Source organism: Psychrobacillus sp. PGGUH221, from assembly GCF_042055255.1.
Classification (GTDB): Bacteria; Bacillota; Bacilli; order Bacillales_A; family Planococcaceae; genus Psychrobacillus.
Genome location: NZ_JAQMHQ010000006.1, coordinates 78696 through 104284, shown reverse-complemented (window position 1 = coordinate 104284; position 25589 = coordinate 78696). Strand labels below are relative to the sequence as shown.

22 protein-coding genes, 1 pseudogene and 1 other annotated feature are annotated in these 25589 nt (G+C 35.4%); of the genes and pseudogenes, 18 read left to right on the top strand and 5 right to left on the bottom strand.

The features are described 5' to 3' along the window. Positions 1 to 47 precede the first annotated feature (47 nt). The gene (locus PGC35_RS11445) at positions 48 to 698 is read left to right on the top strand and encodes an HAD hydrolase-like protein (protein WP_375219279.1); all 651 of its coding nucleotides are present in this window, start codon (positions 48 to 50) and stop codon (positions 696 to 698) included. A gap of 73 nt (positions 699 to 771) precedes the next feature. Here PGC35_RS11445 and PGC35_RS11440 read toward each other — a convergent pair whose 3' ends face one another. Next, entirely contained in the window at positions 772 to 2415 is a 1644-nt protein-coding gene (locus tag PGC35_RS11440) for an ABC transporter substrate-binding protein (RefSeq protein ID WP_375219278.1), read from the bottom strand. Positions 2416 to 2512: 97 nt separating this feature from the next. Here PGC35_RS11440 and PGC35_RS11435 point away from each other — a divergent pair, with 97 nt between their 5' ends. Then, the gene (locus PGC35_RS11435; RefSeq protein WP_375219277.1) at positions 2513 to 3730 is read left to right on the top strand and encodes an MDR family MFS transporter; all 1218 of its coding nucleotides are present in this window, start codon (positions 2513 to 2515) and stop codon (positions 3728 to 3730) included. 175 nt (positions 3731 to 3905) lie between these two features. Here PGC35_RS11435 and PGC35_RS11430 read toward each other — a convergent pair. After that, positions 3906 to 4159: pseudogene (locus PGC35_RS11430) on the bottom strand (transposase); the annotation flags it as partial. A 575-nt stretch (positions 4160 to 4734) separates the two neighbouring features. On the opposite strand from PGC35_RS11430, the gene PGC35_RS11425 reads away from it, so the two are divergent. The 7 genes from PGC35_RS11425 (at position 4735) to PGC35_RS11395 (ending at position 13805) form a co-directional block, all read left to right on the top strand. Continuing rightward, positions 4735 to 6099, top strand: coding sequence for a spore germination protein (locus tag PGC35_RS11425; protein ID WP_375219275.1), 1365 nt, complete (start codon positions 4735 to 4737; stop codon positions 6097 to 6099). Next, on the top strand, positions 6096 to 7190 hold the full coding sequence (locus PGC35_RS11420) for a GerAB/ArcD/ProY family transporter (protein WP_375219274.1): 1095 nt from the start codon (positions 6096 to 6098) through the stop codon (positions 7188 to 7190). Before PGC35_RS11425 ends, PGC35_RS11420 begins: the two co-directional genes overlap by 4 nt. Further along, a complete protein-coding gene (locus tag PGC35_RS11415) occupies positions 7190 to 8293 on the top strand; it encodes a Ger(x)C family spore germination protein (RefSeq protein ID WP_375219273.1) in 1104 nt (367 codons plus the stop codon). Before PGC35_RS11420 ends, PGC35_RS11415 begins: the two co-directional genes overlap by 1 nt. A 133-nt stretch (positions 8294 to 8426) precedes the next feature. After that, complete coding sequence (locus PGC35_RS11410) at positions 8427 to 10082, top strand: methylmalonyl-CoA mutase family protein (RefSeq protein ID WP_375219272.1); 1656 nt, start codon at positions 8427 to 8429, stop codon at positions 10080 to 10082. Continuing rightward, entirely contained in the window at positions 10069 to 12228 is a 2160-nt protein-coding gene (gene scpA / locus PGC35_RS11405) for a methylmalonyl-CoA mutase (protein WP_375219271.1), read from the top strand. Before PGC35_RS11410 ends, scpA begins: the two co-directional genes overlap by 14 nt. After that, on the top strand, positions 12228 to 13322 hold the full coding sequence (gene meaB / locus PGC35_RS11400) for a methylmalonyl Co-A mutase-associated GTPase MeaB (RefSeq protein ID WP_375219270.1): 1095 nt from the start codon (positions 12228 to 12230) through the stop codon (positions 13320 to 13322). Before scpA ends, meaB begins: the two co-directional genes overlap by 1 nt. Positions 13323 to 13361: 39 nt before the next feature. Next, positions 13362 to 13805, top strand: a complete 444-nt coding sequence (locus PGC35_RS11395; RefSeq protein ID WP_053588953.1) for a BrxA/BrxB family bacilliredoxin — start codon at positions 13362 to 13364, stop codon at positions 13803 to 13805. 55 nt (positions 13806 to 13860) lie between these two features. On the opposite strand, the gene prli42 is transcribed toward PGC35_RS11395, so the two are convergent. After that, a complete protein-coding gene (gene prli42, locus PGC35_RS11390) occupies positions 13861 to 13956 on the bottom strand; it encodes a stressosome-associated protein Prli42 (RefSeq protein ID WP_156316738.1) in 96 nt (31 codons plus the stop codon). 314 nt (positions 13957 to 14270) lie between these two features. Between prli42 and mce the strand changes: the two genes are divergently transcribed. The 5 genes from mce to PGC35_RS11365 are packed head-to-tail and all read left to right on the top strand — an operon-like array spanning position 14271 to position 19147. Next, positions 14271 to 14681: a methylmalonyl-CoA epimerase gene (gene mce / locus PGC35_RS11385; protein WP_053588954.1), complete on the top strand. Its 411-nt coding sequence runs from the start codon at positions 14271 to 14273 to the stop codon at positions 14679 to 14681. A 4-nt stretch (positions 14682 to 14685) separates the two neighbouring features. After that, the gene (locus tag PGC35_RS11380; protein ID WP_375219269.1) at positions 14686 to 16233 is read left to right on the top strand and encodes an acyl-CoA carboxylase subunit beta; all 1548 of its coding nucleotides are present in this window, start codon (positions 14686 to 14688) and stop codon (positions 16231 to 16233) included. Positions 16234 to 16250: 17 nt separating this feature from the next. Next, positions 16251 to 17363 carry a M20/M25/M40 family metallo-hydrolase gene (locus PGC35_RS11375; RefSeq protein WP_375219268.1) on the top strand — a complete coding sequence of 371 codons (1113 nt, stop codon included), beginning with the start codon at positions 16251 to 16253 and terminating at the stop codon, positions 17361 to 17363. Positions 17364 to 17385: 22 nt separating this feature from the next. Beyond that, positions 17386 to 17868 carry a chemotaxis protein CheW gene (locus tag PGC35_RS11370; RefSeq protein ID WP_375219267.1) on the top strand — a complete coding sequence of 161 codons (483 nt, stop codon included), beginning with the start codon at positions 17386 to 17388 and terminating at the stop codon, positions 17866 to 17868. A gap of 37 nt (positions 17869 to 17905) precedes the next feature. Beyond that, positions 17906 to 19147: a DNA polymerase IV gene (locus PGC35_RS11365; RefSeq protein ID WP_375219266.1), complete on the top strand. Its 1242-nt coding sequence runs from the start codon at positions 17906 to 17908 to the stop codon at positions 19145 to 19147. 9 nt (positions 19148 to 19156) lie between these two features. On the opposite strand, the gene PGC35_RS11360 is transcribed toward PGC35_RS11365, so the two are convergent. Continuing rightward, positions 19157 to 20602, bottom strand: coding sequence for a UDP-N-acetylmuramoyl-L-alanyl-D-glutamate--2,6-diaminopimelate ligase (locus tag PGC35_RS11360; protein WP_375219265.1), 1446 nt, complete (start codon positions 20600 to 20602; stop codon positions 19157 to 19159). 281 nt (positions 20603 to 20883) lie between these two features. Here PGC35_RS11360 and rnz point away from each other — a divergent pair, with 281 nt between their 5' ends. Further along, a complete protein-coding gene (gene rnz / locus PGC35_RS11355) occupies positions 20884 to 21834 on the top strand; it encodes a ribonuclease Z (RefSeq protein ID WP_375219264.1) in 951 nt (316 codons plus the stop codon). Positions 21835 to 21865: 31 nt separating this feature from the next. On the opposite strand, the gene proC is transcribed toward rnz, so the two are convergent. Then, on the bottom strand, positions 21866 to 22678 hold the full coding sequence (gene proC, locus PGC35_RS11350; protein ID WP_375219263.1) for a pyrroline-5-carboxylate reductase: 813 nt from the start codon (positions 22676 to 22678) through the stop codon (positions 21866 to 21868). Positions 22679 to 22724: 46 nt separating this feature from the next. Next, positions 22725 to 22934 (bottom strand) — a binding site (T-box leader). 121 nt (positions 22935 to 23055) lie between these two features. Here proC and PGC35_RS11345 point away from each other — a divergent pair. From PGC35_RS11345 to PGC35_RS11335, 3 genes are read left to right on the top strand one after another with little or no spacing between them, the layout of a single operon-like run. Continuing rightward, the gene (locus tag PGC35_RS11345; protein WP_375219262.1) at positions 23056 to 24003 is read left to right on the top strand and encodes an MBL fold metallo-hydrolase; all 948 of its coding nucleotides are present in this window, start codon (positions 23056 to 23058) and stop codon (positions 24001 to 24003) included. Continuing rightward, positions 23990 to 24742, top strand: coding sequence for an SDR family NAD(P)-dependent oxidoreductase (locus PGC35_RS11340; RefSeq protein ID WP_375219261.1), 753 nt, complete (start codon positions 23990 to 23992; stop codon positions 24740 to 24742). Before PGC35_RS11345 ends, PGC35_RS11340 begins: the two co-directional genes overlap by 14 nt. 32 nt (positions 24743 to 24774) lie before the next feature. Further along, entirely contained in the window at positions 24775 to 25557 is a 783-nt protein-coding gene (locus PGC35_RS11335; protein WP_375219260.1) for a GNAT family N-acetyltransferase, read from the top strand. Positions 25558 to 25589: the final 32 nt, after the last annotated feature.

The window sequence follows — 25589 nt, the reverse complement described above, 5'->3', positions numbered from 1 at the left end:
GAACTTAATCTTTTGCTAATCGTCTTATATTTAAAAGGTGGGTGTGTATGGAGCAAGCAATTATATTTGATATGGATGGTACATTATTTCGAACTAATTTAATTTTAGAGCCTGCATTAGAAAAAACGTTTAATATGCTAAGAAAGGAAAATTTATGGACTGGAGAAACACCTATTAATAAGTATCGTGAAATTATGGGTGTGCCGTTACCAGAGGTTTGGAAAACATTATGTCCAAACCACTCTATTGAGATAAGAGAAAAAAGCAATGAGTTCTTCCAAGAAAAGTTAATTGAATTAATTAAAAAAGGAAAGGGTTCATTATATCCTTATTCGGAGATGGTGCTGGAATTGTTAAGTAAGAAGTATAATCTCTACATAGCTAGCAATGGACAAGAAGATTACTTACAAGCAATTGTTCATACATATACATTAGACAAGTATATTAAAAAGATATACAGTATTCAGTCAATACCTTCAGGACATAAATCTGATTTAGTAAAGAAGGTACTACAGGAAAATAATATTAGTACTGGATCAGTTGTTGGTGACCGTTTATCGGATATTAACGCAGCCAAGGACAACGGGTTAGTTTCTATAGGAGTGAATTTTGATTTTGCTCAATCGATTGAATTAGAAAAAGCAGATATAGTCATTGATGATTTAAGGGTACTTATAAACTTCGAGTTAAGAAATTAAATGTGTCAGGCACTTTAAAAAGTAACTTCCCCAAAAATATTGTATATAGCACCGAAAATTCGGTGCTATAAATTTAATTACAAGTAGGTCTAACCCAAAGCTTTGAAAAGTCTACATACCCAAAATGTTTTATATTAATATTCATTAAATCTACGGAGAAAGGAATTTGACGTTTCGCATAATAAAGTGGAACAAAAATAGATTCGTCAATCAATGCTTTCTCTACCTTTAAATTTAATGATGTCCACTCTTCAAATGGAGTGTTTACGTATTCCTCTAAATAGTCCATCCATTTATTATTTTCTTTCAAAACAGATGCTAATGGAGAAAAACCATTTCTTAAGAAATAAAAGAATGAAAAGTTTTGATTCATTTCAAAAACTTCACCATGAATAAAGAGATCTACTTCTTCGTTCTTCACATTATTTGCTATCGTATCTTTAAAAGAGACCCATTTTATATGAACTGGAACTCCTTCTCTTTCAAATATAGTTTTCAACCAATTAGTAGTATTTTCCGTGTAATTTACTAACTTTATTATAAGTGGTTCTGAAAATGATGGGCGTTCCACTTCTGACAACATGTATTTCTTACTATGACCAATAAGGCAACCATGAGGATTAGGTAGAATTCTCTGATCCACTTTACCAATTGAATGTCTATACTTTGCGATTATAAAATGTAAATAATCACGTACTTCTTTTCTTTGAATAGCAGAGTTACGGTTTACATTCATGACAACCAATCCAAAGCCAGAATCACTTTCCACTTGAAATGTAGGCTGATTTTCTGTTGAAGAACGATACACTATCTCAAATCCGACTGGTAATTGGACAAACTCAATTATGTCTAATAAAGGTCTTTCTCCGTAAAACTCTTTAAACGCGACTAATTTTGTTTTGTGATCATTGTTCTCCTCGAGATAAAAGCAACCAGTCCCTATTAAGTTTCCTTTGATTTCTTTATAAATACTAGCATTCATTGTACCGAGCATTTGTAAACAATAGCTGCAACCTCTCGGAAAATGTATATCTACAACTAATGGAGCAGCTACAACAATTTTTTGTACTGGCTCCCACAAATCTTTATAACAATCATGCTTTCGTATCCTTTCCAAACAGTCTGTAACATCTTCTGCAGTTAATATGGAACCATCATGGAATTTAATATCTTTTTTTAAATATATTCGAAGCTTAGTTTCACCTATGTCCCAGCTATGAGCTAGTTCCGGGTATACAATTCCTTCTTCATCCACAAAAACTAATCGGTTATAAATTGTTGCGACAATATTTGCGCTATGTACATCAGCAGCTTCAAGAGGATGCTTTGTTAAAAATGGAAATTTTCTTGGGACGACAAGTTTATCATTTGTATTTTGAACATAACCGAAATTTGACCGAAATTTATTCATTAACCGCAGTTTACTTTCCAATGACCATTCGAATAACAAATATTTGCTACTTATATCAACAGCTTCCTCATCAATGATCTTCAAAGCATGTTCTTCAAAAATACTTTCCACATCTTTTAGCCATTGTAGGTTAGATACCTTGCCACGTCCACGTCCAGAAGTATAAGTGAGCCATCCTTCTTTAGACCATTTCTGTATATTACGTGTGGTTTGTTTTGTGCTTAATTGGAGGACATCTGCTAATTCTTCTTGTTTTATTGGTCCTGAAGACACTGAATGCCAAAGCTTTAATAAATTCTTATCCATTCTATACTCCTATTAAAGTGGACATAGATTAATAATTTGTCCGTTTTTATTTTTCTTAGTCTAGTTTAATATACTAAAGACAGAGGAGGGGGACAATATGGGTTGGAAGAACTATCCGCAAAATATTAAGGTTCGTCTCATTACTTCATTTTTTAATCGCGCGGTATCCTCCGCAGTAATGCCTTTTATGGCACTATTTTTTGCACAAGAAATGAATAAGGTATGGGCAGGACTTTTTCTAGTTTTTACTGTAATCATTAGTTTTTTTGTGAATCTTATCGGGGGCTATATTTCGGATCGTTTTCCACGAAAAAGAGTATTAGTACTAACTTCATCTATAAGTGCATTCCTTTTTTTGTTGATGACAATTAGTTTATATCCTGGAGACAACATCATTTCGATTTTTGCCTTTGCTTACACATTATACATAGTGACAAGTAGCCTTGGACGTCCAGCGATGCACGCGATAATTATCGATTCGACCACTCCTGAAAACAGAAAAGAGGTGTATGCACTCGATTACTGGCTCGTAAATTTATCAATGGCTATAGGTGCTGCATTAGGCGGTTTGTTATATTTGCATCATCAAATAGAATTATTTGTATTGCTAACGATTACTTCAACGATATTACCAATTGCTTATCAAATTTGGTTAATTGATGAACATACCATTAGAAGAGAAAAGCAGCATCAAAATGTGTTTTTGGATTTAATTCAAAACTACAAAGTTGCTTTTCAAGACAGACCCTTTGTGAAAGTAGTTATAGGATCCATGTTCATTTTTGCAGCGGAGTTTTCGTTAAACAGTTATATAGGTGTTCGATTAGCAGAGACGTTTGAAACTGTACATATAGGAAACTTTGAAATTGCTGGTGTTCGAATGTTAAGCATACTTAATATTGAGAATATGCTTCTTGTCGTATGTTTTACGTTTCTGATCAATAAACTAACGGATAAGTTTAGTAATAAAAACGTTTTATTGATTGGCTTGATCATATATGGTATCGGTTATGTAACAGTTACTTCAGCTAATACCTTTTATGTGCTAATCTTGTTTAATTTGATAGCGACTATGGGAGAATTAATCTATTCTCCAGTTAGAAACGCTGAGCAAGCGAATATGATTCCATCAGACAAAAGAGGTTCTTATTCTGCGTTCACGAACTTTTCTTTTAGCGGTGCAGATCTGATTGCCCGTTCCACAATAATCATAGGGGCGTTTTTAATACCTACCATGATGTCTGTATATATTGGCATTTTAATTATGTTTGGAACTCTGTTAGTATACGCAGGGTTATTTATGAAAAAAACTTGAATTATATTAGTTAAGAACTATATTACTAACCCATTTCTTTCGAAGTGGGTTCAGACTGTAGACAAAGTACCCCGAGAGTTCTTTCGGGGTACTTTGTCAATTTTGAAGGTTTAAGTTGCAAATTTCCCCTGAATTTTATGTGTGAGTCGTCTCTACGAGACGTTTTCAACTCGCATTAGGCAGCTTGCCATATCAAAGTGGCGAGCTTTTTCAAATTCATCGCACAAAAGTAAGCATCGCTTGCATTGACAATTTTTTAAGGGTCTGTAAGGTTGTCCAACGCATACCATGCTTTTCTTTCACATTAGCAAAGACGCGTTCGTTCAATTGTTTCTTTGCGTTTAGCATATATCTCTTTAACTTCCACATAATACGTAGATGTTCCGCTTCCTCCACATAACCTTCCCAAATGTGTCGTTGAATCAGCTTCGTTTTTCAAATTGTTCACGTTCATTAATTTGGTTTTTAGTCAGAATGATATTCAACACCTCAACGTATTAGAAGATTTAGAAACTCAACACTTTTTAAATTAGCCAACACTAGTCGATTGGAGTGTAATGCGCAAAGACTCCTACGGCAACAGCACGAGCCGAAGCACCCGGACTGAGCGTATCGAAATTAATTTTTGCGACGAGCTTGCGCAGGAGCAATTTTTTTCTGCGACGAGCTTGCGCAGGAGCAACGTTTTTTTTTGCGACGAGCTCGCGCAGGAGCAATTTTTTTCTGCGACGAGCTCGCGCAGGAGCAACGTTTTTTCTGCGACGAGCTTGCGCAGGAGCAGCGTTTTTTCTGCGACGAGCTTGCGCAGGAGCAACGTTTTTTCTGCGACGAGCTTGCGCAGGAGCTAGGGAGAAGGCCGTGCCCGTGGAAAGCGTAGCGCCTGAAACGGAAATCGACGATTTCTTACTATTTATTGCTTTAATAAATTTCATAACTTGGATAGGATTTTGTTCTTTCGGATAACCTATACGTATTACAGATTCTCATTAATTGAGGTGTATAAATTGAATACAAATGAGAAAACGAATCCGCCAGAGTTAATGAAGCAGTTATCAGATAAGTTTAGTCCTTCCATTGATATTATGTTAATACCTTTGCAAATGGAAGGAAATATAGTATACATTTTCTATTTAAAAACAGTTGTCAATGGAATTAAACTACATGAAATGATCATTAAACCTTTTTTTGAGATTAAATCATGTACAAATTATAATTCGTATATTAAATCTTTACCTGACTTAATTGAAATGAAATCAGGGGAAGAACTAATGATTGAAATAACGAAAGGACATGTTTTAGTTGCAATTCAGGATAATTTTTATCTTTTAGATATTAAATTTGTTAATTCGAATGTTGTACAACAAACATTAATGGAGCCAACTGTTTATGGTCCACAATTAGCTCTAAGTGAGGATATAGAAACAAATCTGAACATTATCAGACATCGTTATCACGAGCCTTCCTTAAAGTTTGAATTACATCAATTAAAGGATAAATCTCATCAACCGGTAGCAATTATTTATGATGAAAAGACAGTAAATCAATCGGTCCTACAAAATATTCAAAAAAGATTAAAAGGCATAGATGTATCTCTTATTCAATCCGCAGGAGATTTACAGCTACACCTAAATGGTTCAAAGATTTCCCTTTTTCCAACACTCATTTTAACGGAGCGGCCTGATCGGATATCCTATAATCTTGCTGCGGGTAAAGTTGTTCTTTTGGTAAATGGGAGTCCTCACGCTTTAATAGCACCAGTAGTATTTTTCGATTTTATGCTTTCAATGGAAGATAATTATCATACTTTTTGGATAACTACGTTTACTTCGATTCTCCGATATATTGGTTTGATTGCTTGCCTAATTTTGCCTGCCTTGTATGTAGCAGTGACGTCTTATACTCCTGACATTTTGAGGACCGAATTAGCACTGACAGTTGCAGGGAGTAGAATTGGGATACCTTATCCGTCTTTTATTGAGGTATTATTAATGCTTATATTTATGGAGTTTCTTGTTGAGGCAAGTATACGGTTGCCTAAAGCTATTAGTGCAACTGCTACAACGGTTGGTGGATTAATCTTAGGTACTGCTGCTACAGAAGCTGCATTAACCTCTAACATAATGATTATTATTGTGTCTGCTGTTGCTATTACGAGCTTTGTCATTCCAATTAGTGAAATGAGTTTTTCTATTAGAATCTGCAGATATATGTTGCTTATTTTTACAACGTTTTTTGGAACTATAGGGTTAATGTTAGGCTCTCTTGGGATATTAATGTTCTTGACAAACAAAAGAAGTTTTGGAGAACCTTACTTAAAAATGAATTGGAAGAGTGAGAAGAAGGAAAAAGAGGTGAAAACAACAGGATGAGCCGCTATCTCTATTACTTAATTATTGTCACAATGGTTACGAATATCATAGCCTCTGTACCTAAAATTTTAATGAGTGAGAGTAAAAATGGAGTAATAATCTCCATGATTATGGCGGTCATCGCTGGAGTTATCCTAACAACTGTAGTAATTAACTTGTTTAGCTATTTTCCTAGTATGACTTTACCTGAAATATTAAAGCAAAGAACTTCTAAATGGGTTTATTATCCAGTATTATTTTATTTTGCTGTTTCTTGGTATTTAGCAGGTCTCATAACACTTATTACTTATGTGTTTTTGTTCAATACGTTTTTGTCATTTGAAACTTCCATCACAATTACCACTCTTGCATTCATATTGATTGCCTCTTTTGGTGTGTTAATGAAAGAAAAAAGCGTTCTTTATACAACTGAGCTAGTATTGGTCTTATTTTTACCTGTCATTTTCATTTTGTTAATAAAAGCTTATTCAGATCCTCAGTTAGAATGGGATTTTGTAAAAGTAGCTATCATGAACATCAATAAAGAACCAAGTTATACTGCTTTTTCAGCGTCTACATATGTTTTTATAGGGGCTGTGAATATAATAATTTTTAACAAGTTTATGAATATCACCCAAAGAATTGGCATAAAACAAATAATATTTTTAGGCTTGATAGGTATTTTTAGTTTATTTACAACGTATTTCATTCCAATTGGTTTTAATGGCTTCGAACAAATCGAAAATCTTAACTTTCCTTGGGTATCTACTAGTGATTCTATACGTTTGAGATATGGAATAATTGAACGAGTGATTTTCGTGTTTGTCATTGTATTTTTAGGGGTTGCATTTATCAGCCTATTGATACACTGGCATGTTTCTCTTAAATTGTTTGAGAGTATATTTCATTTTAAAAAGTTAAAATGGAAAAGCAAGAACCTTACATCCTATTTATTTGTTTTTTTATTTGGTGTGATGGGAATCATTTCCACGCGACAAATAAGTGAATATCAATTATTTAAATACTCCAGTTATTTTTATAACACTTTACCAATTTTTTATGTCATATTAATCAGTATTTTGCTATTTGCTAAACGGAGGTCAAATTCTTAATGGCACATATAAAATTTCTAGCAATAATATTTGTCGTTACAATCTTTCTTTCAGGCTGCGGCTTTAAAGATATTGATAATCGAATATTTGTAACTGGGATTGGAATTGACCCTTCCGAGAAAGAAAATGGTAAATATAGAATCACCCTAAAATTAGCTATTCCTGTTTCTCAAATCAAACAAGAAAAAGAACCAAGCTATCAATATTTAGTTCATGATGGTGAAAATCTAGAAGAAGCTATTCGAATATTAGAAACACATACTGATAAAGTTTTAGAGTTTGGACACGCAAAAATAATATTAATAAATGAGTCACTCTTAGAAGAGGAATTAAAGGATTTTATGGACTATTTAGTTAGAAGAGGTGATATACAATTCATCGCTTGGATAGCGGCAGCTAAACCTACTGCAGAAGAAATTCTTCGAACAGAGCCAAAAGGGGAAGCTCCGGTAGCATCTCCACTTATAAAATTTTTCGGTAATACTGGCAATGAAAGTCCATACATTGTTTCAACATATCTTTATGAATTTAGAAGGGATTTTTTTGGAAAAGGTGTTGATTCAATTTTGCCAGTAGTAGAAGCAAACGAAACAGGTACTCAACTAATAGTAAATAAATCAATGATAGTAAAAGAACAAACTAAGCCATTAGAATTGTCGTCAAGCTTTACAAGAGATTTCAATTCACTTGCAAACAGTATATCTGGATATAGTTTTAAAATAACTACTGACGGGTTAAATTTAGTATTAAATATGCGTTCCACTAAGATGAAATATAAAATAATGAAGGAAAATGGACAACCTACATCTATTAAGATTAATGTTAAAATGTCTGGTGTAATAAGCCAGTCAAATAAAAATTTATCTCTAAAAAATTTAGACAACTATAATAAATTGGCTGCGAAAGAAATAAAAAAGGAACTAGAGAAATTATTTACTACTCTTCAAAAAGAAAACCTAGATCCTTTTGGTTTTGGCCTGAGGTATAGAACAATGCAGCTTAACCATAAAGATACATTTAAAAAGTGGGAAGAGGCTTATCCCACATTACCTTTTGATGTAACTGTTGATGTCGCATTAAAAAGTACAGGAACAATCGAGTGATTTACTTCAGCTCTTCTATAGAGAAGAGCTGTTTTGTGATCACTAAGGAAGTTCTTCTTTATAATGCCCTGGTAGTCAGTTAAAATATATATAGCAATGTTTAGATTGCAAAGGGGGAAGCGTAAGCGATTATATGACAATACAAAAAATGAAAGAAACTACATTTAATCCTGCTACAATTACGGATTGGGAACAAGCAGCAATTAAAACATTAAAAAATAAACCATTTGAATCTTTATCAACTAAAACGTTGGAAGATATCATTTTGAAACCGCTTTATACTTTAGCTGATTTAACTAATATTCCTTCAAATCAAACTTCTATAATAAGAGATTCTAAGATTTCCTCTGACTGGCTGATTGCACAAGCAGTTACAGGTAATACGAGTAAGGAGATACTAGAGGACCTGAAAGAATCGATCTCAAAGGGTAATGAAATAATTTTTTATACAGTAGATACTCAACATAGTTGGGAAGGTTCAGAACTAGAGGAACTAAAGCTCTTGTTTAAGGAACATACTGTTTTACTCGATGTTACGAGTAATCCATCTTTTTTACATAACTTTACTGATTTAAATGGAATGATTAAAGGTGCAGATGGAAAAGAAAAAGATTTTCCAAATGCTCGAACTTATTTTTTGGATGCCTCTACTGTTCACAAACAAGGTGGAGATGCTATAAGTGAGCTTGCGAGTGTTCTAGTACAAGCAGATACATTTGTAGCCTCAATAGACATAGATAAACTTAGCGAAAAAGCTTTTGTCCAATTTTCTGTGGATACAAATTTCTTTATGGAAATTGCAAAACTTCGTGCATTTCGTATTCTTTGGAAAGCCTTTGGAGAAGCACATGGAATTTTAGATATCGATCCGATTCCTATTCATTCCGAAACTTCTCTACGTTCATTTTCGGCATTAGATTCTAATGTGAACATTCTTCGGGTAGGAAATAGTGCACTTTCTGCAGTTCTTGGAGGTTCAGACAGTATTACCACTTATCCACATGATTATTTGACTGGAGCAAAATCAACGTCAAAACGTATTGCACGTAATATGCAATTAGTTCTAAAAGAAGAGACTCACATTAATCGAGTATTAGATGCTTCAGGAGGCTCTTACTATATAGAAAAGCTTACGCATGAACTAGTAGAAAAAAGCTGGGCATATTTCTTAGAGCTAATGTCTGAAGATACATTAAATGAAAGAAATCAAAAGTTAAAAGAAAGAGCGGAGGCTAAATGGAATCAGCAAATAGAAAACTTATCTACTCGCAAAAAATCTCTCATTGGAACAAACGTGTATGCTAATCCAGATGATTCATTGGAAAATCCAATTAAACCTACGGATTATTTACGCCTAGCAGAGCCTTTCGAATTATTGAGAAAAGCTTTCCTTCAAAACAGTTTGAAAACAGCAATTATCCCATACGGAATCCTCAAGGAATACAAAGCTCGAATGGATTTTGTAAGTGGATTTTTAATAGCAATTGGTATTTCACCTTTGATAGCACCGGAAAACTTAAAACCATTCGATTTGCAACAGTGGATTGATGAACAGAACATAGATTATGTTGTATTTGTAGGAAACGATGAGCAAACTACTGGTCTAGTTCCAGCATTATTAAACGAGAAGTTATCTGTTCCTATCGATGTTGCAGGAAAATTTGAAGAATATGAAGATTGGTTAGAAGTAGGACTCTTTGGAAGAATTTATGCTGGACAATCACTACTGGAAAAAGGTAATGAATTGTTAGCACTTGCTAAACAGGAGGTTTCACATGAAAATGCCTAAATACTCAGATGTGAACATCGTAAAAGTTCTAGAAAGAACAACGAAGCAATTTAAAAATGAATCAATATACTTTTTGACGAACGAAGGTATTGAATTAAAACAAACTTATAATGAATCAGATATAGAAAACTTAGTGCACATTCAAGATCTTCCGGGGATAGCTCCGAATACACGTGGACCTTATCCAACGATGTATGTAGCGAAACCATGGACAGTACGCCAATATGCAGGGTTTTCTACAGCAGAAGAAAGTAACGCTTTTTATAGACGTAACTTGGCAATGGGGCAAAAAGGATTATCAGTTGCATTTGATTTGGCTACGCATCGCGGTTATGATTCTGACCATGATCGAGTAACAGGTGACGTTGGGAAAGCTGGGGTTGCTATAGATTCAGTAGAAGATATGAAGATATTGTTTGACGGAATTCCGCTTGATCAGATGTCTGTTTCTATGACAATGAATGGTGCAGTACTGCCAATATTAGCTTTTTATATCGTAACAGCAGAGGAGCAAGGGGTAACACCAGAACAACTTGCAGGCACAATTCAAAATGACATTTTAAAAGAATATATGGTTCGTAACACATACATTTATACACCTGAAATGTCGATGAAAATAATTGCAGATATCTTTTCTTACACTGCTAAAAACATGCCAAAGTTCAATTCCATTTCTATTTCTGGTTATCATATGCAAGAGGCGGGAGCTACTGCGGATATTGAACTTGCCTATACTTTAGCTGATGGTTTGGAGTATGTAAGAACGGGCCTGAATGCAGGAATAGACATTGATGCTTTCGCACCTAGACTCTCATTCTTTTGGGCTATTGGGATGAATTATTTTATGGAAGTGGCAAAAATGCGAGCAGCCCGTAGAATTTGGGCACAAATGATGTCGAGTTTTGATCCGAAAAACCCGAAATCTTTAGCATTACGTACACATTCTCAGACTTCTGGATGGAGTTTAACTGAACAAGATCCATTTAATAATGTAACAAGAACATTAGTAGAAGCAAATGCTGCAGCAATGGGACATACACAGTCCCTACACACGAATGCATTAGATGAAGCGATTGCACTTCCGACTGATTTCTCAGCACGAATAGCGCGTAATACTCAGCTATTCTTACAAGAAGAAACGAATATGACCAAAGTTATAGATCCTTGGGGCGGTTCTTACTATGTAGAAACATTGACAAATGAACTGATGGAGAAAGCTTGGGCACTAATTGAAGAAATAGAAGAGCTTGGTGGAATGGCAAAAGCTATTGAAACTGGCCTCCCTAAAATGAAAATAGAAGAAGCAGCAGCAAAAAAGCAAGCACAAATAGATTCTTCCAAAGAAATAATTATTGGCGTTAACAAATATAGATTAGAACAAGAAGATGCAATCGACATATTAAACATTGATAATACAGTCGTACGCCAAAAGCAAATGGAACGACTTGCTCAGTTAAAAGAAAAACGTGACGAAAATGCTGTAAAAGAGGCACTTTTGGCATTAACCGAAGCTGCTCGAACTGGAAACGATAACTTGCTAGCTGCCGCGGTAATTGCTGCTAGATATCGTGCAACAATTGGAGAAATTTCAGATGCCATAGAAGTTGTAGCAGGAAGACATAAGGCGGTGATCCGTTCCGTGAGTGGTGTATATAGTGCAAACTTTAATGATGCCGAGGAAATTGAAGCTGTTAAACAAATGGCTGAAGATTTCCGAGAAAATGAAGGAAGACGACCTCGAATTTTAATCGCAAAAATGGGTCAAGATGGACATGACCGAGGTGCAAAAGTTATAGCTACTGCATTTGCTGATTTAGGATTTGATGTAGATATTAGTCCTTTATTTCAAACTCCAGCTGAAACTGCGCAACAAGCAGTTGAAAATGATGTCCATGTAGTTGGCGTTAGCTCATTGGCAGCTGGCCATATGACGTTAGTTCCTGCTTTGAAAGAGGAACTTGCTAAGCTTGGTCGGGAAGATATATTGATCGTAGTAGGAGGCGTAATACCTGCACAGGACTATGCATTCTTACGTGAAAACGGAGCTTCAGCTATTTTTGGACCAGGTACTGTAATTCCAGTTGCTGCTCAAAAAGTAATTGAAGAAATCTATAAAAGATTGGGTTATGAGGAAGTGGAGGGCTAATGGCTGAAACGGATAAGACAAACCAATCGGCAATGCATGTGATGGGTGGTATAAAGTCACAGCACGATGGAATGGGAAAAGCTTCTGTAAAAAAATTTTCAAAGAAGAAACCATTTGTCATAGATCAAGCAGAATATGTTCAAGAAGTTCTAAATGGCTCCAGATTACATTTAGCAAAAACGATTACTCTCATTGAAAGCACTGTGGCTGACCAACAAACAATAGGACAACAACTTTTGAAAGAACTACTCCCCTATACGGGAAATACGATTCGTATAGGTATTACAGGTGTGCCTGGTGCAGGGAAGAGTACATTTATCGAAGCTTTTGGAAAATTGCTATGTGACCAAGGATATAAAGTCGCCGTGCTAGCTATTGATCCAAGTTCCTCTTTGACAGGAGGTAGTATACTGGGAGATAAAACTAGAATGGAAGAGCTTGCAAAACATCCAAATGCCTTTATTCGTCCTTCTCCATCTGCTGGTACATTGGGAGGGGTTCATAAGAAATCTAGAGAAACGATGTTAATATGTGAGGCTGCAGGATACGATGTAATTTTAGTAGAAACAGTAGGTGTTGGTCAAAGCGAGACAATCGTTCGAGGGATGGTAGATTTCTTTTTACTACTTGCATTAACTGGTGCTGGTGATGAGTTGCAAGGGATGAAAAAAGGAATAATGGAGCTGGCTGATGCCATTGTAGTAAATAAGGCAGATGGGTCAAATGAAAAACTAGCTAAAAAGACTGTATCGGAATATAAACAAATCCTGCATTTTTTAGCACCAGCTTCACCTAACTGGACGACACCAGCTTTAGCAGTCTCTTCGTTGTACAAAACAGGCTTAGAAACAGTTTGGGAAACCATCCAAACGTTTAAGAAAGAAATGCTTTCGAATTATGTTTGGCAAAATCGTAGAAAAGAACAAACAGTCGCTTGGTTTAAAACAATGATTGTGGATCGATTATATGATGACTTTTTTTCTTCTACCGATAAAAAACAAAATATGGCTAAATTAGAAGGTTTAGTAAGGGATGGGCAAGTAACAGTTTCGCAAGCAGTTGAAGAGTTATTTTCCTCGAATTCTAAGCAATAATCTGCTAATATAAAATTAATTGAAAAGGAGTGTTTTGATATGAATATGATGGATTTTAATTTATTAATGAATGATATGGTTCAGCAGGCTCGTGGAGAAATGGAAGCTAGCGGATATGAGCAACTAACTTCTCCAGAAGAAGTTGATTCTGCTTTTGCGCGCCCAGGAACAACACTAGTTATGGTGAATTCGGTTTGTGGATGTGCTGGAGGTATCGCTCGTCCTGCAGCAGCAAACGCAATTCATTACGATAAAAGACCGGATCATTTAGTAACAGTTTTTGCAGGACAAGATAAATTAGCAACTCAACAAGCCCGCAATCTATTTGGTGAAGATCATTTACCATCTTCTCCATCGTTTGTTTTATTAAAAGATGGTCAGGCAGTAGCTGAAGTAGGCCGCCATGAAATAGAAGGACATGATCCAATGTCTGTTATCACTCATATTCAAGCATTGTTTGAAGAGCACTGCGAAGAAATTTAATAATGTCATCGAAAAGAGCGGAGCAATTGATTGCCTCCGCTCTTTTTTATGAACATTATAAGATAAAACTTAATCCAAAAAGTAGTGATGAAGCGACCATTGCAAAGATCATTAAATAGATTACGATTTTACGAAATGTTTGATTACGCATGAACTTCTCTCCTTTTACAATTACTTATATTTTAACAAATTCGAAAAAAATCACAAGAGGTAGCGTTTAATTTACCGATGAGAAGGCAAAACTTTTCTATTTAGTAAATGTCCAGTCTTCAGCACATTGCACCTCGAGGTAAAATCTTAATAGGCAATGTTGGTTGATAAGCTGCCTCCTCACCATTCACCATTTGTTCCTATGCAAAGCTCGTAGCAGAAGAACGTTGCTTGTCGGGGCAACATATGCGCTTGCGCTTTTCTTATTGAAATATGTACAATAGATTATATAGTCAAAATATGGGGTGTGAGACAATGGAGAAAGTAGATCATATTGGTATTGCTGTTAAGAGTATAGAAGCAACTCTACCATATTATACAGAAACACTGGGGTTAAAACTATTACATATTGAAGAAGTTCCTACTGAAAAGGTTCGTGTTGCTTTCATTGATAGTGGTAATGTAAATCTAGAATTACTTCAACCATTAGATGAAACAAGCACAATTCATTCCTTTATTGAGAAAAAAGGAGAAGGAATACATCACATTGCTTTCGGTGTATCCAATATTCAAGAACGTTTAAATGAGCTAAAAGAAAAAGGGGTAAGGCTTATTCAAGAAACACCTAAAGCCGGTGCTCATGGGGCACAAGTAGCTTTTATACATCCGAAAGCTTCAAGTGGCGTTTTATATGAATTATGTGATAAAACAGGGGGAGCGAAATAAAGATATGGATATTTATGATAAAATTAATGATTTATATGATCGCAAACGAAAAATTGAATTAGGTGGCGGAGACGCTCGCATTAAAAAGCAACACGAAAAAGGGAAACTCACTGCAAGAGAACGAATAGACTTACTCGTTGATAAAGATTCTTTTGTGGAGTTAAATCCTTTTATACAACACAGAACGGTTGATTTTGGTATGGACAAGCTGGAAGGCCCAGGTGATGGGGTAGTTACTGGCTATGGAAAAGTTAATGGTCGACCAGTTTATTTATTCTCCCAAGACTTTACTGTTTTCGGTGGGGCACTCGGAGAAATGCATGCATTAAAAATTGCGAATGTAATGGATTTAGCTGCAAAAAATGGTGCGCCGTTTATTGGTCTAAACGATTCAGGTGGAGCTCGTATTCAAGAAGGTGTTGTTTCCTTAGATGGATATGGACAAATCTTTTATCGGAATGCTATTTATTCTGGTGTAATCCCTCAAATTTCCGTTATTCTTGGCCCGTGTGCAGGTGGAGCAGTTTACTCTCCAGCAATTACAGACTTTGTTTTCATGACGGATGAAACAAGTCAAATGTTTATTACAGGGCCAAAAGTGATTGAAACGGTTACCGGTGAAAAGATTTCAGCAGAAAATCTTGGAGGTTCTAAAGTACATAATACAATTAGTGGTAATGCGCATTTCCGTGGGAAAACGGAAGAAGAAGTATTAGAAAGTGTCCGTTTACTTCTAAGTTATTTACCGCAAAATTTTGAAGAGAAACCAGCAATAGTGGAAGTAACTAGTGAAAATGATGACAGACCTGATTTAGCTGATATCGTCTCATTTGAAGCAATTCGTCCATATGATATTCGAAAAGTGATTGAGCAAGTAGTAGATACTGACTCTTTTTTAGAGGTTCAAAAAGAATTTGCTAAAAATATCGTAGTCGGTTTAGCTCGTATTAAAGGGGAAGTAGTTGGTCTTGTTTGTAACCAACCAAAAGTAATGGCTGGTGGTCTGGATATAGATTCATCTGATAAAGCAGCACGCTTTATTCGTTTCTGTGATGCATTTAATATTCCGATTATTACCTTCGAAGATGTGACAGGGTTTTTCCCAGGCATTAAACAAGAGCATGGTGGGATAATACGTCACGGTGCTAAAATACTCTTTGCTTATTCAGAAGCAACTGTCCCGAAAATGACAGTTATTCTACGTAAAGCTTATGGTGGTGCTTATGTTGCGTTAAACTCCAAATCAATTGGTGCTGATGTAGTGTATGCATGGCCAAATGCTGAAATTGCAGTTATGGGGCCACAGGGAGCAGCAAATATTATTTTTGCTAGGGAAATTGCAAATAGCAAAGATCCAGAACAAGTTCGCGCAGAGAAAATAGAGGAATATCGTTCCAAATTTGCGAATCCATATGTTGCGGCATCGATGGGAATGGTAGATGATGTAATTGATCCTCGTGAAACTCGTATTAAACTTATTCAAGCATTAGAAATGATGCGAAATAAAAAAGAAACTAGACCGAAGAAAAAGCATGGAAATATACCATTATAAAGGAGTCTAAATACAAGATGAATCGTTTAATAGAAGAATTTTTTGAACTAGTTAAAATTGACTCAGAAACAAAACACGAAGAAATTATAGCACCTGTTTTAATTGATAAATTAGAGAAACTTGGATTTTCCGTTGTCCAAGACGATGCCCACACTAGAAATGGACACGGTGCAGGAAATTTAATAGCAACTTTAAAAGGTCAAAAATCAGAAGTAGATAGTATATATTTCACCGTTCATATGGATACAGTTGTACCTGGTAAAGGAATTCAACCAGTTTTAAAAGAAGATGGCTATATCTATTCAGATGGAACTACGATTTTAGGGGCTGATGACAAAGCAGGAATCGCTGCTCTATTTGAAGCAATCAAACGATTAAAAGAGGAAAACATCGCACACGGAGATATTCAAGTAGTTATTACTGCTGGAGAAGAAAGCGGTTTAGTTGGTGCAAAAGAATTGGATCCATCCATGATAACAGCCAAATATGGCTATGCAATTGATAGCGATGGAACTGTCGGTGGTATCGTAACAGCAGCACCGTTTCAATCGAAGCTTTGGACGACTATAAAGGGTAGAACTGCACATGCAGGAGTAGCTCCAGAAAAAGGAATATCAGCAATCACACTAGCTTCCAAGGCAATTTCAGCAATGAAGCTAGGTCGCATTGATGAAGAAACCACTGCTAACATTGGGCGTTTTGAAGGTGGACAAGCTACTAATATCGTTTGTGATGAAGTTCACATTTTATCCGAGGCACGTTCCATCAACAAAGAAAAACTTGATGTTCAAGTAGCACATATGGTTCAAATTTTTGCTGAGATTGCAGCTAATAACGGTGGTTTGGCTGAGACTGAAACCCAGTTAATGTATCCTGGATTCCACTTTGAGGAAGATCATCATGTAGTACAAGTTGCGAAACGAGCAGTTGAAAGAATAGGAAGAACTGCCGATATTAAGAGAAGTGGCGGAGGTAGTGACGCTAATGTAATTGCTGGTTTTGGTATTCCAACGGTTATACTGTCGGTTGGTTATGAAGAAATTCATACAACTAACGAGCGTATGCCAGTAGAAGAGCTAGAAAAGCTTGCAGATTTACTTGTCGAAATTGTAAGAGTAGCTGCAGAATAATTCTTACAGGAGGTGTCTATTATTGAGTAGTGAGAAAGTAGTTGTCTTTCAATGTGGGAATGAAGATTATGCTGTACCTATTGAACATGTTATTTCTATTGAAAAATTAGAGCATATTAATCCAATACCACATTTACCAAATTATTTAATTGGATTAATGAAAATCCGAGGCGAACTTGTGCCAATTATCGATTTTGAGCAAATTTTATATAATCGTAATGGTGCAGATTTTGAATCTTCACGAGTTATAACGATGCATACACAAGATATGTCCATTGGACTTCTAGTGAAGGAAGCCAAAGAAATACTAGATATTCCATCAGAAGATATTAAGCAAATTGGTTTAGTAAACTATACAAAAACACAGTACTTTACTGGTGTTGCAAATTTAGAAAATCGAATGATTACAATTGTTGAACCATCCATTTTAGTTCGAACATTGGACGGGATCAAAGATATTCAGTCCTATTTAGAATCAGCAAAAAAAGAGGAAGTAGGTAGCTAATTATAGCTGCCTTTTTTTCCTTAAAGGGGGTATTTAGTTGAAGAGAAAAAATAGAATAATTTTTCATATAGATATGAATAGTTTCTATGCTTCTGTTGAACAGGCGTATGATCCCTCATTAAAAGGAAAAGCAATCGCAATTGCTGGAAACCCAAAGGAACGCAGAGGCATCCTTGTAACTTGTTCTTATGAGGCAAGGGCTAAAGGTGTTTACACGACGATGTCCGTTTGGGAAGCGAAACGTAAATGCCCGGAGATTATTTTACTTCCTCCCAACTTTGAAAGATATCGTATTGCTTCTAAAGCTATGTTTGATATATTACGTTCATATACACCTCTTGTGGAACCTGTATCGATTGATGAAGGGTATATGGATGTAAGTGAATTGAATCTTTCAGGAAACGCAGTAAGTTTAGCAGAATCCATTCAAAATAGATTGGTAAGTGAATTGGATTTACCTAGCTCAATCGGAATAGCTCCAAATAAATTTCTAGCAAAAACTGCTTCTAATATGAAAAAGCCAATGGGTATTACCGTTCTGCGTAAACGAGAAGTTGCTGAAAAGCTATGGCCTCTACCTGTTATTGAAATGCATGGGGTAGGTGAAAGCACGTCAAACAAACTTGCAGAGTTAGGCATTAAAACCATTGGTGATTTGGCGACTATCGAAACTGGAGTTATTAAAGAAAGATTAGGTAAAGTTGGTTTGCGACTTTTGGAAAGAGCAAATGGTGTAGATAATCGCGATGTAGATCCAACTTCCGTTTTTGATACAAAAAGCGTTGGCAATTCCACTACCCTACCTTATGATGAAACCAATCCGGACGAGCTAAACAAGGTAATTTTGAAACTCTCTAAAAAAGTGGCTTCCCGACTAGAAGCTAAAAATCTTGCTGGACAGTCTATTAACATTCATATTCGCGATGCTGATTGGAAAAATAAGACGAGAAGCAAAACTGTACAGAACCGTATATTCGAAGAACGTGAGATATATCAGTTAGCAAAGTCCTTATTTCACTCTACTTGGAATGGGGAGGCTATACGACTTTTAGGTGTGACAGTGAATAATGTACATGATAAAGGTGATTATGTAGAACAATTATCGATTTTCAACTTTGAAGAACATGCTAAAGAAGAACCAATCTTGAAGCTAGTTGAACAGCTACAGGAAAAGTTCGGAAAAGACACGATCAAGAGAGGGATTAAATTAAAAAAGAATCCTTCTTTAGAATCGAAAACAAGCTTTAGTAAAGACTTTTTAGATGATCATAAGTTGTAAAGGAGCATTCTATAAATGCTCCTTTTGGAAGGATAAAGAATGATTTAGAAAATGTAGTGTGTCCATATCAGACTTAGTTGGTAAAGAGAACGTTTGTTGGTAATCTTCTATGCCTTTTCCTGTAATCACTACCCAATCCTGGTCATGTGCTAGTTCCCATGCATGTTGAATAGCTAATGTACGATCAGGGATTACGATGCATTTATTCTGTAAATTGAGTTGAGTTAGTTCATTTATCATTTGGTCAGGAGTTAAACCATTTAGATCATCGAATGTAAGTATGCTTACATCACAATTGCTTGTTGAAATGTCAATCATATTTTTTCTCTTCTGGACATCTCGATTTCCTCTGAATCCAAATACATGTATAATTTTTCGAGGCTTATAAGAATGAACAGTATCCAGAATATGATAAAAAGCATTGCTTGTATGTGCGTAGTCTATTACAAAATTAGCACCAGAAGGGTGAGAGAATAACTGAAATCTTCCAGGGACACCTTCAAAATTAGTAAGCGCTTCGACAATAGAGGAAGGTTCAAGACCTAATGAAATAGAAGTTAAAAAAGCTAAAGAGGCATTTTCAACATTATGCTGACCTCTCATACATGTTGTAAGAGGGTAGGATATTGTCTCCGAATTTGAAGTTGTTAAAAGCTCTTCTCCAGAAATAAAATAAGCAGAGTCTTTACCATTAACTTTTAGTACGTTTTTGTTTTTAGATGAAACATAGGAACTTAATCTTTCGCCCCATTCAGTAACAGAATTTACGATAGCGACACCATTTAAGTTTAAATGATCAAATAGGGATTGTTTTGCTAAATAGTAAGACTCCATGTTTTGGTGATAATCAAGGTGTTCAGGTTCTAAGTTTGTAAAAATACAATAGTCAAATTCAATGCCTTCAACTCTGAATTGTGTTAAGCCATGGGAGGATACTTCCATAATCACAACCTCATCATGGCTAAAGGATAATAGTTGGTGAAAAGTTAAAGGATCTAAAGTCGTATGAGTAGACGTGTTTTCAAATCCATTTATTACAGTTGATACACTTCCAAACAACGCACAGGATATACCATGTGATTCAAGAATATGCTTGAGCATATAAGAGGTCGTTGTCTTTCCATTTGTACCAGTTATGCCGATCATTATTTTATTTTGAGTTGGATTATGGTGAAAAGTACTAGCTAAAACTGCTAACGCTTTCCTTGCATTAGGGACTTTAAAGTATGGTACAGCTAAATCTTGTATATCTTTTTCCCCTATTATTGCAGCCGCGCCGTTTTTAATAGCATCATTTATAAATAGGTGACCATCCGTATTCGTGCCAGCAATTGCTATAAATATGAAATGTTTATCGATCTTGGAAGAATCAAAAGACAATCCATTAATTACTAAAGATTGATCCTTGTCGCTTACTGTAATACCTAATGGTTTTAACAATAAATCTAAATTCATAAGGGTGGTTCGCTCCTTCTAGGTGTCTATTTATTGTTAGCTGAAATAAAAAATACATGCATTAACAATAGTAATAATGTAGCTTATTCTCATTTTTCCTAAGTCGTTTGTACAAATTTTCGAATAATTTGTATATGTATAACAATAAACAGTATACAGAAATAAAATTAAAAAGTTATGGATATAGCTTAATGTAACGAAAACTTAATAAAGCTGGAAAAGTTTGCAGTTATTTTATTCAAACATTATGATGAATGGAATAGAAGTTGAGGTGGAGATAGATGAAATTATTATTTTTAGGAACAGGAGCAGGAATGCCCTCTAAACAACGCAACACAACATCAACAGTTTTAAAACTATTAGAAGAAAGAGGAACTTTTTGGATGTTTGATTGTGGGGAAGCGACTCAACATCAAATTCTACGAACTACTCTTAAACCGAGAAAACTAGAGAAACTCTTTATTACTCACTTGCATGGTGACCATATTTATGGACTCCCAGGGTTGCTAGGGTCTCGATCTTTCCTTGGTGGAGAAGAAGAACTCACTATTTATGGTCCATCAGGTATCAAAGCATGGGTAGAGTTGACACTCACCACTTCCAAAACATATATCAAATATCCACTAACGATAATAGAGATAGAGGAAGGGATTGTATTTGAGGACGAGCAATTCATTGTGGAAGCAAAATTACTAGAACATGTCATTCCATGCTTCGGTTATAAAATTACGCAAAAGCCTCTACCACCCGAGCTACTTATCAGTAAAACGGATGCGCTTCGTGTACCAAGAGGACCATTATTAAAGTTATTAAAAGCAGGATTAGATATTGAACTTGAAGATGGTCGAATAGTGAAGAGTGCAGAAGTGACAGGTACACCAAAAAATGGTTTTCAGGTAACTGTTTTGGGGGATACAAGGTTTTGTGATAATTCTATTTTGCTAAGTAATGGTTCTGATATTATCATTCATGAAGGAACGTTTGATCATGAAACGGCTAATCTTGCAAGGGAATATGGTCACTCAACTATCTTGGATGCTGCAAATGTATGTAAGGAAGCGAATGCTAAGCATTTAATCATCAATCATATTAGTGCGCGATTTATGCCATCAGATATAAAAGAAATGTTAGCACAGGTTGATCATTTTTCTTTTCCAGTATTTATAGCAGATGATTTTTCTGAATATGAATGGCAAAATGGTTCCTTAATAAAAATAAAAGATTCCGAGTGATTATAATAATCAATCGGAATCTTTCTTCATCTTATTCATATTGTTTACCAAGCACTCTGGATTTATTTTGAGCTGCATCGATACAAGCAAAAATAGCATCTTTTACATTATGTTGTATCAATTGTTCTAAACCAGCTTCAGTAGTTCCGCCTGGGCTAGTTACTCTTCGCCGTAACTCTAAAGGTTCTGCATTACCAGTTTTAAGCATTTGAGCAGCGCCTTCCATCGTTTGAACAAATAGATGACGCGCGTCCGATTTATCCATACCATGCTTTATTGCTGCAGCTTCAAATTGTTCTGCAAAGTAGTAAAAGTAGGCAGGACCACTACCTGATAGTGCGGTAACTACATGTAAATCCTCTTCCTCTACAGCTTTTACTGTTCCTATAGATTCTAATAAATGTATGATGGATATTTTTTCTTCCTCGGTAACTAAGTCATTCCAACATATGGCGGTTGCACTCAAGCCAATAGCTGCAGATGTATTTGGCATTACACGTGCAATCGGACGTCTCCCTAAATAATTTGTAATAGTTTGGATGGTTACACCAGCTATAACTGAAATAATTGTTGCATTTTTATTAATAAAAGGAGCAATTTCAGTAAACGCAACTTTTGCATCTTTTGGTTTCATTGCTAAAAAAACTATATTTGCATCCGTAAGGGCTTTTTTCTCTTCACATACAATTTGTACATTGTATGTTTTTTTTAATAACTGAAGCTGATCTACATCTGATTTATTCATTACATGTATGAATTCTGGAGCAACTTTTTCTTCCTTCGTTAGTCCATTAATAATAGCCTCTGCCATTGATCCAGCACCGACAAATACAATTTTCGTCATAAAAACTCCTCCTTATAAAATAAAAAAAGCGTTCCCGTCCCTAATAAATAAGGACGAAAACGCATGTCTCCGCGGTACCACCTAGATTTGCCGCAATGCGGCACAGCTTATCCCTTCATATCGTGAAGGTCACGACTATGTTTGCATAGTAGCTCCGAAGTAGGTTCGATATATGAGCGGGAGATGAAAATTGCAGCAGGTCATTTCACTCTCTTGACTCCATCATATATGTACTATTCTTCATCTTAGCTTTTATTTTCTGAATTAATGAAATTATATGGCTCTTCTAACTAAAAGTCAACTTGAATTTAGTGACGTCTTCTTTAAAAAAATGTACAATTATAATGAATCATCATTCATTTAGAAGGAGTTTACATATGACTATACATAAAATTATTATTCCTACGCCATTTGCTGTAGGTGATGTTAATGCATATTTATTAAAAGGCGATGCACTCACTTTAATAGATGTGGGTCCAAAAACAGAAGAAGCATTAGTAGCCATTAAGGCTGGAATTAAAGAAGCGGGATATTCGCTTTCAGATGTCGAGCAAGTACTGCTAACCCATCATCATCCAGATCACTCGGGTTGGGTAGAAGCATTTGAACAAGCAACATTATTAGGGCATGCTTATAACGAACCATGGCTAACGAGAGATGAAGAATTCTTTCACTTTCATGATGATTTTTATCTACAATGTTTAAAGGAAGAGGGTGTTCCAGAAAGATACTTTCATTGGGTTGAAAAGATGAAAAGACCTATTCACTTTATTGGAAATCGACCTCTACAAAAGATTTTAAGAGAAGGTGATTCTCTTCCAGGTCATCCTGATTTCACAATTTTAGAGACATTAGGGCACGCCCAAAGCCATCTCTCTTTTTGGTCGGAGAAATATAGAGTATTAATCGGAGGGGACTTAGTTCTTGAAAAAATTTCTTCCAATCCATTGATTGAACCACCCCTTGATAAAAATTCGGAACGATCCAAATCAATGATCCAATATAATGCTTCATTAAAACGAATTCAAGATTTACCTGTTGAAAAGATTTTTAGTGGTCACGGAAATGAGGTATTTAACGTGCATCAACTTATTTCGGATAGACTTGAAAAACAAAGAGAAAGAGCATTAAAAGTTTTAGATATGATGAAAGAGGAAGAAAAAACTATTTTTGAACTTACTCAACAGCTGTTTCCAAAAGTATATGAAAAAGAACTTGGTTTGACTTTGTCAGAGACAATTGGTCAAATTGATTATTTATTGGAAGAGGGTTACATCAAGGAACAAAAAAATGAGAAAGGTATATTGTTATATGAGCAAGCCTAAAAAAATTTTTATAACTGGGGCAACAAGTGGGGTTGGGTTGTTACTCACAAAAAAACTGAAAGCTGATGGTCACGACGTTTGGGCAACTGGTCGAAACATGGATGTTCTTGAGGAATTAGATCAACTTGGAGTTCATTCCATCTATGCAGATTTAACTAAAGAACAATCTTTTAAGGAACTTTTTCAGAAAATGGAGACACCTGATACAATCATATATTGTGCCGGTGTTGGAACATTTGCATATTTAACTGATTTAGAAGAGAAAAACATGATACAAATGATGAATGTAAATGTTACTGCTCCGATGTTACTTACAAAATACTTTGCAGATAAAATGAAAGAAAAGGGTAGCGGCCATTTTATTTTTATCGCATCTCAAGCTGGGAAGGTTGCCACACCAAAAGCCTCTGTTTATGCTGCTTCCAAACATGCCATACTCGGTTTTGCCAATGCCATTCGTATGGAGCTTAAAGATTTCGGTATACAGGTAACTACGATCAATCCCGGTCCAATTGATACACCATTCCTCGATTTAGCCGATCAGACAGGCACTTATAGAGGGAAACTTAGTAAACATCTATTACAACCAGAAAAAGTAGTGACTTCTATTATTAAAACAATAGATTATCCTGTGCGAGAAGTTAACTTGCCTTCGTATATGGGCCTGACTAGTAAGCTATATGCAGTTTTTCCAAAAAGCGTGGAGACTCTAGGAAAAGGGTTTTTTAATAAAAAGTAGCTTTTATGTTTATAATCCTGGAGGAAAACGAGATGAATTTACAAGATATTATTAGTTTGGATTTTGCTTATTTAGAAACTTTTTCTATGCGTAAGGATACTAAATGGGGATCATTATTTTATAATGAGAATCAGCCATCATATTATGATGCAAATCATGCACATATTAGTGAATTAAGTGAAAATCCATCCTTCATAATGGAAGAAGTAGTGAAATTTTATAATAGTAAAAATATTATACCAAGATTTTATCTATACAATTTAGATCTACAAAAAGAGCTAATTTCTATTTTACTTGAGAATAGCTTTGGGTATGAGGAGTTAATTAGTCCAGTTCAATTATGGGATAAAAAGCTTTTAGAAAAAGAGAAAAACGAGAATATAGTGATTGAACGTGTCGATAAACATAATTATTTTGAAGCCCTTCAAATTGAATGTAGTATAAAAGAGCTTGGAGGTAAAGAAGTGAGAGAAAAAGCATTTGAGCTAGAGTTTAATCATCCAAGTTTTGAACACTATATACTTCGATATAATGGGATTGCCTGTGCCACTGCCTGTATTTTTGTAAATGATAAACAAGCTCGTATGGAGAGTGTAGCAACTTTAGAAGAGTTTAGAGGTAGGGGATTGATTGGGGAGCTAATTCATTTTATTCAAACTGAAATAGAAAAAAGATGTTATGAAAACCTATGGGTCTTTCCAATCAACGAAAGAGTTGAAAAAGTATATCAAAGATACGGATTTAAAACAGTAGAAAAGCTCAAAACGGGACATGCTTATTTAGGTGGAAGAAGTATAACTGAGATCCAGGGATGATTTATATTGAAAGAAAAAAATTTTAAAGTACA

Coding starts and splice junctions, on each gene's coding strand:
- PGC35_RS11445 (WP_375219279.1), top strand. CDS start 48: ATGGAGCAAGCAATTATATTTGATATGGATGGTACATTATTTCGAACT.
- PGC35_RS11440 (WP_375219278.1), bottom strand. CDS start 2,415: ATGGATAAGAATTTATTAAAGCTTTGGCATTCAGTGTCTTCAGGACCA.
- PGC35_RS11435 (WP_375219277.1), top strand. CDS start 2,513: ATGGGTTGGAAGAACTATCCGCAAAATATTAAGGTTCGTCTCATTACT.
- PGC35_RS11420 (WP_375219274.1), top strand. CDS start 6,096: ATGAGCCGCTATCTCTATTACTTAATTATTGTCACAATGGTTACGAAT.
- PGC35_RS11415 (WP_375219273.1), top strand. CDS start 7,190: ATGGCACATATAAAATTTCTAGCAATAATATTTGTCGTTACAATCTTT.
- PGC35_RS11410 (WP_375219272.1), top strand. CDS start 8,427: ATGACAATACAAAAAATGAAAGAAACTACATTTAATCCTGCTACAATT.
- scpA (WP_375219271.1), top strand. CDS start 10,069: ATGAAAATGCCTAAATACTCAGATGTGAACATCGTAAAAGTTCTAGAA.
- meaB (WP_375219270.1), top strand. CDS start 12,228: ATGGCTGAAACGGATAAGACAAACCAATCGGCAATGCATGTGATGGGT.
- PGC35_RS11395 (WP_053588953.1), top strand. CDS start 13,362: ATGAATATGATGGATTTTAATTTATTAATGAATGATATGGTTCAGCAG.
- prli42 (WP_156316738.1), bottom strand. CDS start 13,956: ATGCGTAATCAAACATTTCGTAAAATCGTAATCTATTTAATGATCTTT.
- mce (WP_053588954.1), top strand. CDS start 14,271: ATGGAGAAAGTAGATCATATTGGTATTGCTGTTAAGAGTATAGAAGCA.
- PGC35_RS11380 (WP_375219269.1), top strand. CDS start 14,686: ATGGATATTTATGATAAAATTAATGATTTATATGATCGCAAACGAAAA.
- PGC35_RS11375 (WP_375219268.1), top strand. CDS start 16,251: ATGAATCGTTTAATAGAAGAATTTTTTGAACTAGTTAAAATTGACTCA.
- PGC35_RS11360 (WP_375219265.1), bottom strand. CDS start 20,602: ATGAATTTAGATTTATTGTTAAAACCATTAGGTATTACAGTAAGCGAC.
- rnz (WP_375219264.1), top strand. CDS start 20,884: ATGAAATTATTATTTTTAGGAACAGGAGCAGGAATGCCCTCTAAACAA.
- proC (WP_375219263.1), bottom strand. CDS start 22,678: ATGACGAAAATTGTATTTGTCGGTGCTGGATCAATGGCAGAGGCTATT.
- PGC35_RS11345 (WP_375219262.1), top strand. CDS start 23,056: ATGACTATACATAAAATTATTATTCCTACGCCATTTGCTGTAGGTGAT.
- PGC35_RS11340 (WP_375219261.1), top strand. CDS start 23,990: ATGAGCAAGCCTAAAAAAATTTTTATAACTGGGGCAACAAGTGGGGTT.
- PGC35_RS11335 (WP_375219260.1), top strand. CDS start 24,775: ATGAATTTACAAGATATTATTAGTTTGGATTTTGCTTATTTAGAAACT.